Source organism: Pseudomonas zanjanensis (assembly GCF_014268745.2).
In the GTDB taxonomy this organism is placed as follows: Bacteria; Pseudomonadota; Gammaproteobacteria; order Pseudomonadales; family Pseudomonadaceae; genus Aquipseudomonas; species Aquipseudomonas zanjanensis.
Window position 1 is genome coordinate 1,860,711 of the sequence record NZ_JABWRB020000001.1, and the last position, 15,834, is coordinate 1,876,544.

The 15,834-nt window shown below is 62.6% G+C and carries 11 protein-coding genes; 8 read left to right on the forward strand and 3 right to left on the reverse strand.

Annotated features, from left to right (window positions below):
- The first annotated feature begins 25 nt into the window (after positions 1-25).
- The 8 genes from HU715_RS07825 to nudC all read left to right on the forward strand — a co-directional run bounded on the left by HU715_RS07825 (position 26) and on the right by nudC (position 12,589).
- Positions 26-697, forward strand: coding sequence for a DUF3313 domain-containing protein (locus HU715_RS07825; protein WP_186705747.1), 672 nt, complete (start codon positions 26-28; stop codon positions 695-697).
- Between the two features lie 125 nt (positions 698-822).
- Entirely contained in the window at positions 823-1,323 is a 501-nt protein-coding gene (gene tpx / locus HU715_RS07830) for a thiol peroxidase (protein ID WP_018602018.1), read from the forward strand.
- A 191-nt stretch (positions 1,324-1,514) separates the two neighbouring features.
- The gene (locus HU715_RS07835) at positions 1,515-2,831 is read left to right on the forward strand and encodes an MdtA/MuxA family multidrug efflux RND transporter periplasmic adaptor subunit (protein ID WP_186705746.1); all 1,317 of its coding nucleotides are present in this window, start codon (positions 1,515-1,517) and stop codon (positions 2,829-2,831) included.
- Positions 2,828-5,923, forward strand: coding sequence for an MdtB/MuxB family multidrug efflux RND transporter permease subunit (locus HU715_RS07840; protein WP_186705745.1), 3,096 nt, complete (start codon positions 2,828-2,830; stop codon positions 5,921-5,923). The genes HU715_RS07835 and HU715_RS07840 overlap by 4 nt, the downstream gene beginning before the upstream one ends.
- A 202-nt stretch (positions 5,924-6,125) precedes the next feature.
- The gene (locus tag HU715_RS07845; RefSeq protein WP_186705744.1) at positions 6,126-9,230 is read left to right on the forward strand and encodes an efflux RND transporter permease subunit; all 3,105 of its coding nucleotides are present in this window, start codon (positions 6,126-6,128) and stop codon (positions 9,228-9,230) included.
- Positions 9,227-10,708 (forward strand): efflux transporter outer membrane subunit, encoded by a 1,482-nt coding sequence (locus tag HU715_RS07850; protein WP_186705743.1) that lies wholly within the window; start codon positions 9,227-9,229, stop codon positions 10,706-10,708. The genes HU715_RS07845 and HU715_RS07850 overlap by 4 nt, the downstream gene beginning before the upstream one ends.
- Before the next feature lie 231 nt (positions 10,709-10,939).
- Positions 10,940-11,752 carry a crotonase/enoyl-CoA hydratase family protein gene (locus tag HU715_RS07855; protein ID WP_186705742.1) on the forward strand — a complete coding sequence of 271 codons (813 nt, stop codon included), beginning with the start codon at positions 10,940-10,942 and terminating at the stop codon, positions 11,750-11,752.
- Between the two features lie 6 nt (positions 11,753-11,758).
- Complete coding sequence (gene nudC, locus HU715_RS07860) at positions 11,759-12,589, forward strand: NAD(+) diphosphatase (protein ID WP_186705741.1); 831 nt, start codon at positions 11,759-11,761, stop codon at positions 12,587-12,589.
- On the opposite strand, the gene HU715_RS07865 is transcribed toward nudC, so the two are convergent.
- The 3 genes from HU715_RS07865 to HU715_RS07875 all read right to left on the reverse strand — a co-directional run bounded on the left by HU715_RS07865 (position 12,557) and on the right by HU715_RS07875 (position 15,566).
- Positions 12,557-13,336: a TSUP family transporter gene (locus tag HU715_RS07865; protein ID WP_186705740.1), complete on the reverse strand. Its 780-nt coding sequence runs from the start codon at positions 13,334-13,336 to the stop codon at positions 12,557-12,559. The genes nudC and HU715_RS07865 overlap by 33 nt on opposite strands.
- Before the next feature lie 236 nt (positions 13,337-13,572).
- Complete coding sequence (locus HU715_RS07870) at positions 13,573-14,745, reverse strand: zinc-dependent alcohol dehydrogenase (RefSeq protein WP_186705739.1); 1,173 nt, start codon at positions 14,743-14,745, stop codon at positions 13,573-13,575.
- Positions 14,745-15,566 (reverse strand): SRPBCC family protein, encoded by an 822-nt coding sequence (locus HU715_RS07875; protein ID WP_186705738.1) that lies wholly within the window; start codon positions 15,564-15,566, stop codon positions 14,745-14,747. Before HU715_RS07875 ends, HU715_RS07870 begins: the two co-directional genes overlap by 1 nt.
- Positions 15,567-15,834 lie beyond the last annotated feature (268 nt).

Consider the following 15,834-nt stretch of genomic DNA (forward strand, 5'->3'; position numbering starts at 1 on the left):
TCGTGTGGCTTACAGGAGTGACAGCATGAAGTTTTCGTCCATGATCGGCTGTGTTTGCATCGCCTCGCTCGCCTTGGCGGGTTGCTCGAGCAAAGTGACCCAGCCGGATGAGTATTCCGGGTTCCTAGGCGATTACAGCCGGCTCAAGGAAGAGAAGTCGCCGTCGGGGGCCGTGGTCATGCGTTGGATCGATCCGAAGATTGATCCGGGCAAGTACACCCATCTCTACATCGAGCCGACGCAGCTGTACCCCAAGCCGCAGCCGACCGTGAAAATCCCCCAGGCGACACTGTCGGGTATCACCGCGTACTACGATCAGGCTCTCAAGCGGGAAGCGGAAAAATCCTTGCCCCTGGCGACCGCTCCGGGGCCGGGTGTTCTCGTGGTGCGCGCGGCGATCACGGCTGTCAGCAGCAAGACCGAAGGCTTGAAACCTTATGAGGTAATCCCGATTGCGCTGGTGGCGGCGGCTGTCAGCACCGCCAGCGGTATTCGCGACCAGGAAACCACCTTGGGCACCGAAGCGGTTTTCCTCGACGGTGGGACTCACGCGGTGGTCGCCCAAGTCGTGCGCAAAGGCACCGGCAAGCCGCTGTCCAACGAGTCCCAGGTCATGAAGCCCGATGACGTCAAAGGGGTCATCGATGGCTGGGCGTCGGACCTGCATCAGTCATTCCTGAAACTCAAGGCCAAATAGTCACCGTCGTGGTGCAGGAGGTGAGGTCGACGTCGTGTCTTTTTATGTCCGGTCGTAGGTCACGCGAGCATTTCGTGGTTAACTCCGGCCTCACCATTTTCAAACCTGTCAGAAGGAATCCGTTCATGGCTCAAGTCACTCTCAAAGGCAACCCGGTCCAAGTCAACGGCCAGTTGCCACAAGCCGGTTCCAAGGCGCCAGCCTTTTCCCTGGTTGCCGGCAATCTGTCGGACGTTTCCCTGAAGGACTTCGCCGGCAAGCGCAAAGTGCTGAACATTTTCCCAAGCGTCGACACGCCGACCTGCGCCACCTCCGTGCGCAAGTTCAACGCCCAGGCCAACGAGCTGAACAACACCGTGGTGCTGTGCATCTCCGCCGACCTGCCATTTGCCCAGGCGCGTTTCTGCGGCGCTGAAGGCCTGGAAAACGTCCAGAACCTGTCGACCCTGCGCGGTGCCGAATTCATCCAGGACTACGGCGTGGCGATTGCCGACGGCCCACTGAAAGGCCTGACCGCCCGTGCCGTGGTGGTGTTGGACGAAAACGACACCGTGCTGCACAGCGAGCTGGTCAAGGAAATCGCGGAAGAGCCGAACTACGACGCGGCCCTGGCTGTTCTGAAATAAGTGGATTGAAATAAAGTATTTATTACAATTGTTAACGGCCTGGCCCTGCCCAGGCCGTTTTCTTTTGTGCTTCAAGGCGTTAGCCGACTATCCGAAAGGTAAGCCCAAGGTAAATTGCCGGTAAAGGCGCTTTGCTAAATAGCCGCCAGTGCTTATCGTTCAGCCTCCCGTAAAAGAAGCCCACGCGCCCAATGGTTGATCACTCCATGCAATCCTCTGTTTCCCGCAATTCCCGTCGCTGGCTGTTTGGCTTGTTCGTCCTGCTGGTCATCGCAGCGCTGGCCTGGAAGTTCTGGCCCAGTGGCTCGACCGAAAAAAATGGGGCAGGGGAGAAAGCAGCCGCGGGGCATGTGGGACGCTCCGGTAGCATGCGCCCGGGGTTCGGTGGGGCGACGGGCCCGATCCCGGTGCGGGTGGCGCCGGTGGCGACCGGGGACTTCCCGCTGTACTTCAAGGCGCTGGGTACGGTCACGGCCCTCAACACCATCAACGTGCGCAGTCGCGTGGGTGGCGAACTGGTCAAGATCGCCTTCGAAGAGGGGCAAATGGTCAAGGCCGGGGACTTGCTGGTCGAGATCGACCCACGCCCGTACCAGAACGCCTTGCTCCAGGCCGAAGGCACGCTGTTGCAGAACCAGGCCCAGCTGAAAAATGCCCAGGTAGACCTCGAGCGCTATCGCGGCCTGTACGCCGAAGACAGCATTGCCAAGCAGACCCTCGACACCGCCGCGGCGCTGGTGGGCCAGTACCAAGGCACGGTCAAGACCAATCAGGCGGCCGTCAACGACGCCAAGCTCAACCTCGAATTCACCAAGATCCGCGCCCCGATTACTGGCCGCGTCGGCTTGCGTCAACTGGACGTTGGCAACCTGGTGTCGGCCAACGACACCACCGCCCTGGCGGTCATCACCCAGACCCAACCCATCAGCGTCGTGTTCACCTTGCCGGAAAACAACCTCGACACGGTGCTCGCCCGTTACCGCAGCGGGGCGAAACTCCCCGTCGAAGCGTGGGATCGCGGCGACGTGAAGCGCCAGGCCAGTGGCGTGTTGCAGAGCCTGGACAACCAGATCGACGTCACCACCGGCACCCTGAAATTCAAGGCCCGCTACGAGAACCGCGACCAGTCGCTGTTCCCCAACCAGTTTGTCAATGTCCACCTGCTGGCCGACACCCTCAAAGGCGTGACCCTGGCGCCGACGGCCGCCATCCAGTTCGGCACCAACGGCACCTTTGTCTATGCCCTGGAAGGTGACAACAAGGTCACCATCAAGAAGCTGAAGATCGGCGCCAGCGACGGCGCCAACACCGTGGTCACCGAAGGCCTGGCCACCGGCGATCGAGTGGTGCTCGAAGGCACCGATCGCTTGAAGGAAGGCAGCGAAGTGGAAGTGGTCAACGACAGCCAGGACGTGCCCACCACGCCGACCGAGCACCTGCAGGGCAAGTCCGCGGCAGCACCGACTGAGCCGGCCGCGGCCGACAAGGCGAACAAGGGCGGCGCATGAATATTTCGCGACTGTTCATCCTTCGCCCGGTCGCCACCACCCTGAGCATGCTGGCGATCATCCTGGCTGGCCTGATCGCCTATCGGCTGCTGCCGGTGTCGGCGCTGCCCCAGGTCGATTACCCGACCATCCGCGTGATGACCCTGTACCCGGGCGCCAGCCCCGACGTGATGACCAGCGCGGTCACCGCACCCCTGGAGCGGCAGTTCGGGCAGATGCCAGGCTTGACGCAGATGGCCTCCACCAGTTCCGGCGGCGCCTCGGTGATCACCCTGCGCTTCAACCTCGACATCAACATGGACGTCGCCGAGCAGCAGGTGCAGGCCGCCATCAACGCGGCCACCAACCTGCTGCCCACGGACCTGCCGGCGCCGCCGGTGTACAACAAGGTCAACCCGGCCGACACCCCGGTGCTGACCCTGGCGATCACGTCCAAGACCATGCTGCTGCCCAAGCTCAATGACTTGGTGGACACCCGCATGGCGCAGAAAATCGCCCAGATCAGTGGCGTCGGCATGGTCACCATCGCTGGCGGCCAGCGCCAGGCGGTGCGCATCAAGGTCAACCCCGAGGCCCTGGCGGCCAACGGCCTCAACCTCGCGGATGTGCGCACGCTGATCGGTGCGTCCAACGTCAACCAGCCCAAGGGCAATTTCGACGGCCCGACCCGGGTCTCGATGCTCGACGCCAACGACCAGTTGACGTCGCCCAAGGACTACGCCGAACTGATCCTGGCCTACGCCAACGGCGCGCCGTTGCGGCTCAAGGACGTGGCGCAGATCGTCGACGGCGCCGAAAACGAACGCCTTGCCGCCTGGGCCAACGAAAACCAGGCCGTGCTGCTGAACATCCAGCGCCAGCCCGGCGCGAATGTCATCGAGGTGGTGGACCGGATCAAGGCCCTGCTGCCGAGCATTACCGACAACCTGCCGGCCGGCCTGGACGTCACTGTGCTGACCGACCGTACCCAGACCATCCGTGCCTCGGTCACCGATGTGCAGCATGAATTGCTGATCGCTATCGCCCTGGTGGTGATGGTGACGTTCCTGTTCCTGCGTCGCGTCAGTGCCACGATCATTCCGTCGGTGGCCGTGCCGTTGTCGTTGATCGGCACGTTCGGCGTGATGTACCTGGCCGGTTTCTCCATCAACAACCTGACCTTGATGGCCCTGACCATCGCCACCGGTTTCGTGGTGGACGATGCCATCGTCATGCTGGAGAACATCGCCCGTTTCATCGAAGAGGGCGACAGCCCGATGCAGGCTGCGCTCAAGGGCGCGAAGCAGATTGGCTTCACGCTGATTTCCCTGACGCTGTCGCTGATTGCCGTGCTGATCCCGCTGTTGTTCATGGCCGACGTGGTCGGGCGCTTGTTCCGCGAGTTCGCCATCACCCTGGCCGTGGCTATCCTGATTTCCCTGGTGGTGTCCCTGACCCTGACGCCGATGATGTGCGCTCGCTTGCTCAAGCGCGAGCCCAAGGCAGAAGAGCAGGGCCGTTTCTACCGCGCCAGTGGCGCCTGGATCGACTGGCTGATCGCCGCCTACGGGCGCAAGTTGCAATGGGTGCTCAAGCACCAGCCGCTGACCCTGCTGGTGGCGGTGGGTAGCCTGGTGCTGACGGTGGTGCTGTACCTGGCCGTGCCCAAGGGCTTTTTCCCGGTACAGGACACCGGGGTCATCCAGGGCATTTCCGAAGCGCCGCAATCGATCTCCTTTGCCGCCATGAGCGAGCGCCAGCAGCTACTGGCCAAGGTGATCCTCGCCGATCCGGCGGTGCAGAGCCTGTCGTCCTACATCGGCGTGGACGGCGATAACGCCACGCTCAACAGCGGACGCCTGCTGATCAACCTCAAGCCCCATAGCGAGCGGGATGACAGCGCCACCGAAATCATTGCCCGCTTGCAGCCACAACTGGACCGGCTGGTGGGCATTCGCCTGTTCATGCAACCGGTGCAGGACTTGACCATCGAAGACCGGATCAGCCGTACCCAGTACCAGTTCAGCCTGTCATCGCCGGACGCCGAGTTGCTCAGTCTCTGGAGCGGGCGCCTGGTCGAGGCCCTGGGCCGCCAGCCGGAACTCACCGACGTCGCCAGCGACTTGCAGGACAAGGGCCTGCAGGTCTACCTGGTGATCGACCGCGACGCGGCGTCACGCCTGGGCGTCTCGGTGTCGAACATCACCGATGCGCTGTATGACGCCTTCGGCCAGCGGCAGATTTCCACTATCTACACCCAGGCCAGCCAGTACCGCGTGGTGCTGCAAGCCCAGGCCGGGGAGCGGATCGGTCCGCAGGCGCTGGACCAGATTCACGTCAAGACCACCGATGGCGGGCAGGTGCGGCTGTCGAGCCTGGCCCGGGTCGAAGAGCGTCAGGCTCAGTTGGCGATTGCCCACATTGGTCAGTTTCCCGCGGTGATGATGTCGTTCAACCTCGCGCCGGGGGTGGCCCTGGGGCATGCGGTGGAGGTGATCGAAAAGGTCCAGCGGGACATCGGCATGCCGGTGGGGGTGCAGACCGAATTCCAGGGCGCGGCCCAGGCATTCCAGGCGTCGTTGTCGAGTACCTTGCTGCTGATCCTGGCGGCGGTGGTGACCATGTACATCGTCCTGGGCGTGTTGTACGAAAGCTACATCCACCCGATCACCATCCTTTCCACCTTGCCCTCGGCGGCTATCGGCGCCTTGCTGGCGTTGATCCTCAGCGGCAATGACCTGGGCATGATCGCGATCATCGGCATCATCCTGCTGATCGGCATCGTCAAGAAAAACGCGATCATGATGATCGACTTCGCCCTCGACGCCGAACGCAACCAGGGCGTGGACCCGCAGACGGCGATCTACCAGGCGGCGTTGCTGCGCTTCCGCCCGATCCTGATGACCACCCTGGCGGCGTTGTTCGGTGCCGTACCGCTGATGCTCGCCACCGGTTCCGGCGCCGAGCTGCGCCAACCCCTGGGCCTGGTAATGGTGGGCGGGTTGTTGGTGAGCCAGGTCTTGACGTTGTTCACCACGCCGGTGATCTACCTGTATTTCGATCGACTGGGGCGCCGGTTTGCCAGGCCTGAGGCGGATGAGGTGCGGGTATGACCGCTTCCCTGGAATGTAGCGGGCTTTTGTGGCGAGGGAGCTTGCTCCCGCTGGGCTGTGGGAGCAAAGCTTGCTCGCGAAACAGACGCCTCGATTCTGCGAGACCGCATTGCCTTCATCGCGGGCAAGCCTTGTTCCCACATAGCGGGAGCAAGCTCCCTCGCCACAAAAGCCTGTCCGTTGAAGCAAGGGGCTGTGGCCGATGAACCTCTCCGGCCCCTTCATCCGCCGCCCGGTAGCAACCATGCTCCTGAGCTTCGCGATCATGCTGCTCGGCGGCGTGTGCTTCGGCCTGCTGCCGGTCTCGCCCCTGCCGCAAATGGATTTCCCGGTGATCGTGGTCCAGGCCAACCTGCCAGGCGCCAGCCCCGAGGTGATGGCTTCGACGGTGGCCACGCCGCTGGAGCGTTCCTTCGGCGCCATCGCCGGGGTCAACACCATGAGCAGCCGTTCCAGCCAGGGCTCCACGCGGGTCATCCTGCAATTCGACCTGGACCGCGACATCAACGGCGCGGCCCGGGAGGTGCAGGCGGCCATCAATGCCTCGCGCAACCTGTTGCCCAGCGGCATGCGCAGCATGCCCACCTATAAGAAGGTCAACCCGTCCCAGGCGCCGATCATGGTGCTGTCGCTGACCTCGGATGTGTTGGAAAAAGGCCAGCTCTACGACTTGGCGTCGACCATCCTGTCCCAGAGCCTGTCCCAGGTGTCGGGCGTGGGTGAGGTGCAGATCGGTGGCAGCTCGTTGCCGGCGGTGCGCATCGAACTGGAGCCGCAGTTGCTCAATCAGTACGGCGTGGCCCTGGACGATGTGCGCACCGCCATTGCCAATAGCAACGTGCGCCGGCCCAAGGGCTCGGTGGAGGACGACCGGCGCATGTGGCAAGTCCAGGCCAACGACCAGTTGGAAAAGGCCAAGGACTACGAAACGCTGGTGATCCGTTACCAGGATGGCTCGGTGCTGCGGCTCAAGGACGTGGCGAAAGTCACCGACAGCGTCGAGGACCGTTACAACAGCGGTTTCTTCAACGACGATGCCGCCGTATTGCTGGTGATCAACCGCCAAGCCGGCGCCAACATCATCGAGACGGTCAACGAGATCAAGGCGCAACTGCCGGCGTTACAGGCGGTGCTGCCGGCCAGCGTCAAGCTGAACCTGGCGATGGACCGCTCGCCCGTGATCAAGGCCACCCTGCATGAAGCGGAAATGACCTTGCTGATCGCCGTGGCCCTGGTGGTGCTGGTGGTGTTCCTGTTCCTCGGCAACTTCCGCGCTTCGCTGATCCCGACCCTGGCGGTGCCGGTGTCGCTGGTGGGCACGTTTGCGGTGATGTACCTGTACGGGTTTTCCCTGAACAACCTGTCGCTGATGGCGTTGATCCTGGCGACCGGGTTGGTGGTGGACGACGCCATCGTGGTGCTGGAAAACATTTCCCGGCACATCGACGAAGGTGTGCCACCGATGCAGGCGGCGTACCGGGGGGCGGAGGAGGTGGGCTTCACCTTGCTGTCGATGAACGTCTCGCTGGTGGCGGTGTTCCTGTCGATCCTGTTCATGGGCGGCATCGTCGAGAGCCTGTTCCGTGAATTTTCCATCACCCTGGCGGCGTCCATCGTGGTGTCGCTGGTGGTCTCGCTGACCCTCACGCCGATGCTTTGCGCCCGCTGGCTCAAGCCCCATGTGCCCGGGCAGGAAAACCGCTTGCAGCGTTGGAGCCAGGGGGTCAATGAACGGATGGTCCGTGGTTACGCCACCAGCCTGGATTGGGTGCTGCGCCATCGACGCCTGACCTTGCTGAGCCTGCTGGTGACCATCGGCGTGAACGTCGCGTTGTATGTGGTGGTGCCGAAGACCTTCATGCCCCAGCAGGACACCGGCCAACTGATCGGTTTTGTCCGTGGCGACGATGGGCTGTCGTTCGGCGTGATGCAGCCGAAGATGGAAATCTTCCGCCGCGCCGTGCTCAAGGACGAGGCCGTGCAAAGCGTTGCCGGCTTCATTGGCGGCAACAACGGCACCAACAACGCGTTCATGCTGGTGCGTCTCAAGCCGATCAAGGAACGTAATATTTCCGCGCAAAAGGTCATCGAGCGCCTGCGTAAGGAAATGCCCAAGGTTCCCGGTGCCCAATTGATGTTGATGGCCGACCAGGACCTGCAGTTCGGTGGCGGTCGCGAGCAGACCACCTCCCAATATTCCTACATCCTGCAAAGCGCCGACCTGGCGTCGCTGCGCACCTGGTACCCCAAGGTCGTGGCGGCCTTCCGGGCGTTGCCGGAGCTGACCGCCATCGACGCCCGCGACGGTGGCGGGGCGCAGCAGGTGACGCTGGTGGTGGACCGCGACCAGGCCAAGCGCCTGGGCATCGACATGGACATGGTCACGGCGGTGCTCAACAACGCCTACAGCCAACGACAGATTTCCACCATCTACGACAGCCTCAACCAGTACCAGGTGGTGATGGAGGTCAATCCCAAGTATGCCCAGGACCCGAGCACCCTCGAACAGGTCCAGGTGATCACCGCCGATGGCGCGCGGGTACCGCTGTCGGCCATTGCCCATTACGAGAACAGCCTGGAGGACGACCGGGTCAGCCATGAAGGCCAGTTCGCCTCCGAGGGCATCTCCTTCGACATGGCCGAAGGCGTGACGGTGGAGCAGGGCACCGCGGCCATCGAGCGGACGATCGCCAAGCTCGGGATGCCCGAGGATGTCATCGTGAAAATGGCTGGCACCGCCGACGCGTTCGCCGCCACCCAGAAGAGCCAGCCGTTCATGATTTTGGGCGCGTTGCTCGCGGTGTACCTGGTGCTGGGGGTGCTGTATGAAAGCTACATTCATCCGCTGACCATCCTGTCCACCTTGCCGTCGGCCGGGGTCGGCGCGTTGCTGTCGATCTACGCGCTGGGCAGCGAGTTCAGCCTGATCTCGTTGTTGGGGCTGTTCCTGCTGATCGGCGTGGTGAAGAAAAATGCCATCCTGATGATCGATCTGGCCTTGCAACTGGAACGTGCCGGGCAGACGCCGCTGGAGTCGATCCGCAGCGCTTGCCTGCTGCGGTTGCGACCGATCCTGATGACCACGCTGGCGGCGATCCTTGGCGCCTTGCCGCTGCTGCTCGGCGCCGCCGAAGGCTCGGAAATGCGCCAGCCGCTGGGCCTGACCATCATCGGGGGCCTGGTGTTCAGCCAGGTCCTGACCCTCTACACCACGCCAGTGGTTTACCTTTATCTCGACAAGCTGCGCCATCGCTTCAACCGCTGGCGTGGCGTGCGCACTGATGCTGCCCTGGAAACTCCGCTATGACCGACCGTTCGCCTTTCAATCTTGCCGCCGTGCTGGCGACCGCCCGTGGCTCGCGGGTGCTGAGCCTGGCGCTGTGCGTGGCGATGCTCAGCGCCTGCGCCATCGGCCCGGATTACCAGCGTCCCGCGGCCGCCGCCCCGGTGCAGTACAAGGAGGCCCAGGGCTGGCGCCAGGCCAACCCCAGCGATGCGATGGCCCGGGGCGCCTGGTGGGAACTGTACGGCGATGCGCAGCTCAATGGCCTGGTGGACAAGCTCAATGCATCCAACCAGACCGTGGCCCAGGCCGAAGCCCAGTACCGGCAGGCCCGGGCGCTGGTGCGTAATGCCCGTGGCGCCTTTTTCCCCACCGTGGACCTGACCGTTGGCAAGACGCGCTCCAGCCAGGGCACCGGTAGCAGCAGTTCAAGCCTGAGCAGTTCGTCCAGCGGCATTCGCGACACCTACAGCGCCCAGGCCGGCGTCAGTTGGGAGGCGGATGTGTGGGGCAAGTTGCGCCGCACCCTGGAAGCCGACGAGGCGAGTGCCCAAGCCAGTTTCGCCGACCTGGCGGCGATGCGCCTGAGCCAGCAATCGGAACTGGTGCAGAATTACTTGCAGTTGCGGGTGATCGACGAACAGAAGCGCTTGTTGCAGACCACCGTCGACAACTACCAGCGCTCCCTGAAAATGACCGAAAACCAGTACCGCGCCGGGGTGTCCGGCAAGGACGCGGTGGCCCAGGCGCAGAATCAGCTCAAGACCACCCAGGGCGACCTGATCGACCTGATCTGGCAACGGGCCCAGTTTGAAAATGCCATCGCCGTGCTCATCGGCCTGCCACCGGCCGAATTCAACCTGGCCGAGACCCAATACATCCCGACACTGCCACAAATCCCGGTGGCGCTGCCCTCGCAACTGCTCGAACGCCGGCCAGACATCGCCTCGGCAGAGCGCTCGGTGATGGCCGCCAACGCCAACATCGGCGTCGCCAAGGCTGCGTATTACCCGGACCTGACCCTGAGCCTCAGCGGCGGCTACAGCAGCAGCACCTATGACAACTGGGTGAGCGTGCCGAACCGCTTCTGGTCGGTAGGCCCGCAGCTGGCGATGACACTGTTCGATGGCGGCCAGCGTTCGGCCGAGGTCGACCGCACCGTCGCGGCCTATGACCAGACCGTCGCCACCTACCGCCAGACCGTGCTCGACGGCCTGCGGGAGGTGGAAAACTACATGATCCAGCTCAAGGTGCTGGAAGACGAAGCCCGCGTGCGCCAGGAAGCCCTGGACGCCGCCCGGGAATCCCTGCGCCTGACGCAGAACCAGTACAGGGCCGGGCTGATTGCCTACCTCGACGTCGTGACTGTCCAGGCCACGGCGCTGAGCAACGAACGCAGCGTGCTGAGCCTGCAACAGAGCCGCTTGATTGCCAGTGTGCAATTGATTGCGGCGCTGGGCGGGGGCTGGGATGGGCAGTTGCAGGCGGAGGAGAAACCCTGAGTGATTGGGTAGCGCCGCAAGGTGCTTTTGTGGCGAGGGAGCTTGCTCCCGCTTGAGTGCGCAGCGCTCATAAAGTAGGGGACTGCTACGCAGTCCAGCGGGAGCAAGCTCCCTCGCCACAGAGTTAATGGCTGTCAAACAGTCCCGCTTTTGGCCGATGCACTGCCTACGTGCCATCGCGATGGCTTGTTATAGTTCAGGCCTCTTTTCAGCCGGTAAAGGATCACTGCCATGTCGCAATACCAAGCGTTCAACGTCGAACTTGCAGACAACATCGCCCATGTGCAGATCAATCGGCCGGAAAAGATCAACGCGATGAACGCTGCCTTCTGGCGCGAGATCATCGAGATCTTCCAATGGATCGACGACACCGATGAAGCGCGGGTGGTGGTGCTCAGCGGTGCCGGCAAGCATTTTTCCTCCGGCATCGACCTGATGATGCTGGCAGGCGTGGCCAACGAACTGGGCAAGGACGTGGGGCGCAATGCGCGTTTGCTGCGGCGCAAGATCCTGCAACTGCAAGCCTCGTTCAATGCCGTGGACAATTGCCGCAAGCCGGTGCTCGCGGCCATCCAGGGCTATTGCCTGGGCGGTGCCATTGACCTGATCTCTGCTTGCGACATGCGTTATGCCGCCGAGGACGCCCAATTCTCCATCAAGGAAATCGATATCGGCATGGCCGCCGATGTTGGCACATTGCAACGCTTGCCGAGGATCGTCGGGGACGGCATGCTGCGTGAACTCGCTTATACGGGGCGCACTTTTGGTGCCGACGAAGCGCGCAGCATCGGCCTGGTCAATCGTGTCTACAGCGACTCCGCCAGCCTGCTCGACGGTGTGATGGGCATTGCCCGGGACATCGCCGCCAAGTCGCCGATTGCCGTGACCGGCACCAAGGCAATGATCAGCTACATGCGCGACCACAGCATCGATGACGGCCTGGAATACGTCGCCACCTGGAACGCCGCCATGTTGCAATCGACCGACCTGCGCGTGGCCATGGCCGCCCACATGAGCAAACAGAAACCTGAATTTCTGGATTGACTGACCATGATTTCACGCTGGACCACCGCAGTACTCGACACCGACGTTCCCGGCGGCTGGGCCGTGGCCCGTAGCCCGGAAGGTTTTCTGTTCGATGACAACGGCGCGCTGTTTCCCCGCGAATGGCTCAAGCGCCAGGACCTGTCGATCCTCGCCGAACACGGTATCGGTCACCTGGATGGCGAGCCGGTCTACCTGTTGGAGTTGCACAGCCCGCTGGACATCCCCGGCTGCAACTGGAAAGGCCTGCGGGCGTTCATGCTCGAGGACGACCACACGCTGTACAAGGTGTTGGGTTATGCGGCGCAGATCGGCACCTGGGCCCGGGAACATCGCTTCTGTGGCAGTTGCGGCAAGCGCATGAACCAGATCCCACTGGAGCGGGCCATGTATTGCGATGCCTGCGACCTGCGTCACTATCCGCGGATTTCACCGAGCATGATCGTGTTGATTACCCGCGGCGATGAAGTCCTGCTGGCCCGTTCGCCGCGTTTTGTCACGGGTGTCTACAGTACCCTGGCGGGGTTTGCCGAGCCCGGCGAGTCGGCCGAGGACTGCCTGGTCCGCGAGGTGCGTGAAGAAGTCAGTATCGAGGTGAAGAACATCCAGTACATGGGCAGCCAGTGCTGGCCGTTTCCCCATTCGATGATGCTCGGTTTCCACGCTGAATACGCCAGCGGCGACATCGTGCCCCAGGAAGATGAGATCGAGGACGCCCAATGGTTCAACGTCCACGACCTGCCACCGTTGCCCGCCTCGCGCTCGATCGCCCGCTACCTGATCGACCTGTATGTGGCGCGGCGCTTAGGCCACGCTGAACCAGTGCTGCCAGGCTAGGCGCACGGTCAAGCCCAGCACCACGGTGATGAACACTGGTCGGATGAACTTCGCGCCGCCGCTGATGGCGGTGCGAGCGCCGAAGAACGCGCCGACCATTACCGAAAGGCCCATGCTCAGGCCGATGATCCAGTCTACCTGCCCGGAAAAAATGAACACCGACAGCGCCGCGATGTTGCTGACAAAGTTCATGCTGCGGGCCACGCCACTGGCCTTGACCAGGTCGATGGGGTAGAGCAGCAGGCTGCTGACGGTCCAGAACGCACCGGTACCCGGCCCGGCCACGCCGTCATAGAAACCCAGGCTGAAACCCTGGGATGACTGCCACGTCTTCTTGATCGGCGCATCGCTGTCCAGCGGCGCCTTGGGCGTGCCGCCAAACAACAGGTACAGGCCGCAGGCGAAGACGATCACCGGCAACATCTTGTTCAGCCACTCGGCTGGCAGGTAGTGGGCGACGATGGCGCCGACCAAGGCGCCGACCAGTGTGCCGACGAGGGCATGGGTCCATTGCCTTGGGTGGAACAACTTGCGCTTGTAGAACGTGAAGCTGGCCGTCGCCGAGCCAAAGGTGGAACTGAGTTTGTTGGTCCCCAGGACCAGGTGCGGTGGCAAACCCGCAGTCAGCAGCGCTGGCGTGGTCAACAGCCCACCGCCCCCGGCAATGGCATCGATAAAACCGGCAATGAAGGCGACAACGGCGAGGATAGCGAGGGTAGTGAGGTCAACGCTGAGTTCGAAAGGCATGGAATGGGCTTATTTTGGCAGGACGCAGAAGGGCTGCGGGAAGGCCGGTATGTTACCCATAATGGTGCAGGGCTGCGACTGCCTAAGGCCTGTGACATTCCCGTGGCGAGGGAGCTTGCTCCCGCTGGGTTGCGTAGCAACCCCAAAATTCCATTCAGTGCACCCACACCGAGTCGCTTGCTTCAGGGCTGCTTCGCAGCCAGCGGGAGCAAGTTCCCTCGCCACAGGTTCGATCGTCACTCCGGCCGAAACACCGCTCGCAGGCAGTTCTGCGTCTTCTCCTTGAACATCGCATAACCTTCCACCGACTGCTCCAGCCCCATCGGATGGGTCAGCAGATAGGACGGGTCCAACTCACCTTTCTGGATGTGCTCGAACAACCGTCCCACGTAACGCTGTCCAGGCTGTTGGCCGGAGCGCAGGGTCAAGGATTTGTTGACGATGGCGCCCATGGGGAATTTGTCCAGCAGGCCGCCATAGACACCGACCACCGAGACAGTGCCGCCTTTGCGACAGGCGCGGATCGACTGGCGCAGCACCGTCCCGCGTTCGGTGTGCAGACGCATCATTTGCTTGGTCTTGTCGTAGAAATAGTCGATCTCTGTGCCGTGGGCCTCCATGCCCACGCAGTCGATGCAGCGATCCGGGCCCCGGCCACCGGTCAGTTCCAGCAAGGCGGCATGCACGTCAGTGGTTTCATAGTTAAGGGCGATGGCACCGGCTTTTTCTTCCGCCAATTGCAAGCGATCAGGCAGGCGGTCGATGGCAATCACCCGTTCGGCCCCCAGCAGATAGGCACTGGCAATCGCCATCAACCCGACCCCGCCGCAACCCCATACCGCCACGGTATCGCCCCGTTGGATGGCGGCGTTATCGGCGGCGAAATAACCAGTGGGCACCGCGTCGGAGACGAATACCGCCTGTTCGTCAGTGATGCCCTCGGGGACCTTGAACAGGTTGACGTCGGCGAACGGCACGCGGATATAGGTTGCGTGGCTGCCGGCATAACCGCCAAACGCATGGCTGTAGCCGATGATGCCGCACGCCGGTTGGCCGTAGGCGATGTCCGTTGCGCTGGGATTGGGGTTGGAGTTGTCGCAGCAGGAAAAATCCGAGCGCCTGCAATGTTCGCATTCTCCGCAACCGATGATCGAAACGGTGACAACCCGGTCGCCTTTGCCGAAAGACCTGACGGCCGAGCCGATTTCCACGACTTCACCCATGAATTCATGGCCAATGATGTCGCCGGCCTGCATGGTCGGCACATAGCCGCCCAGCAAATGCAGGTCTGACCCGCACACCGACGACATCTGCACCCGCACGATCGCGTCGCGGGGATTGAGGATGGACGGATCATCGACGGTTTCAACTTGTAGCTTGTTCGGGCCTTGCCAAGTCAATGCGCGCATCAGGCGTTACCTCCGGTGGAAGGCGTTTGGGCGGATGTGTGAGGGGCCTCTGTGGCCGGATGAACGAAAAGGAAGTCCTTCGTGCCGGCGGCGTGCATGCGATTGGTGCTCACCTCGCCGGTTTCCAGTTGTTGCTTGATGCTGCGCAGCAGGTGCAGCAAGGCTTTGTCCGAGAACTTGGAAATCGCCGCGGCCAAGGCATAACCGGCGGCACCGAGGGGCGCCTGGCAGGCGACGATGACCTTCAACTGCGTGCCACGGCCGGCCGGCGCGTCGCTGAAGTGCATCTGGATGTCATGCTTGAATCGTGTCTCCGGGCCGGCAGTCCAGTGCAGCTTGCGGCCGTCCTTGGGCTCGTCCTGTCGGATGTCACAGTGCAAGGTCTTGTCCATCGGGCCGTGGGCGATCCAGCGGTAAGTGCCTTCACCGGTTTGTTCGATGGCATCGACCCAGGGCACCAGCGCACCCAGGTTGCCCGGGTTGCGACAGAACGCGAAGACTTCTTCCCTGGGTTTGCCCACGGTAATGCTGCGAGAAATGACTTTGCTGCCGCTCCAGTCCCGATCCTGTTCAAAGGCTTGTTCGAACGGACTATGGGCCAGCGCGTGCTTGATCCTGCATGTGCCTGAATAGCCGCGCCAGGCGGCACAGGCGCCGAGCAGCACCTGTGGCCAGCCCTGGAGCCCGCCTTGGCGTAGGCCGTTAGCGATCAACAAGGTGCCCGCCAGTAGCGATACGGCACGTTCCGGCGTGCCGAGATTAGGGTGCGACGGGGTCGGCACCGTAGCCCGGCTCGCAACCAGTTGGGGTCGTTCAAACATGATGGTTTCCTCATTCTCCAGGGACGACATAAGGAATGAACCGAGGGGAGGCGCGGTTGTTCCATCAACGTACGGGCTTTCCGATGAGGCGAATCCTGGCGCTACGGTTCAAGCGTTCGCCAGGGCAGTCCGGGATTCGCCGGCAGGTTTGGCCAGGGAAGGGCAGGCCGACCGTTCGACGATTTTTTTTTGAAATCAAGGGGTTGTCAGCCTAGGCAAATGAGTACATAATTGCGCCCATCGAACGCACTGGGACGTAAAAAATCTC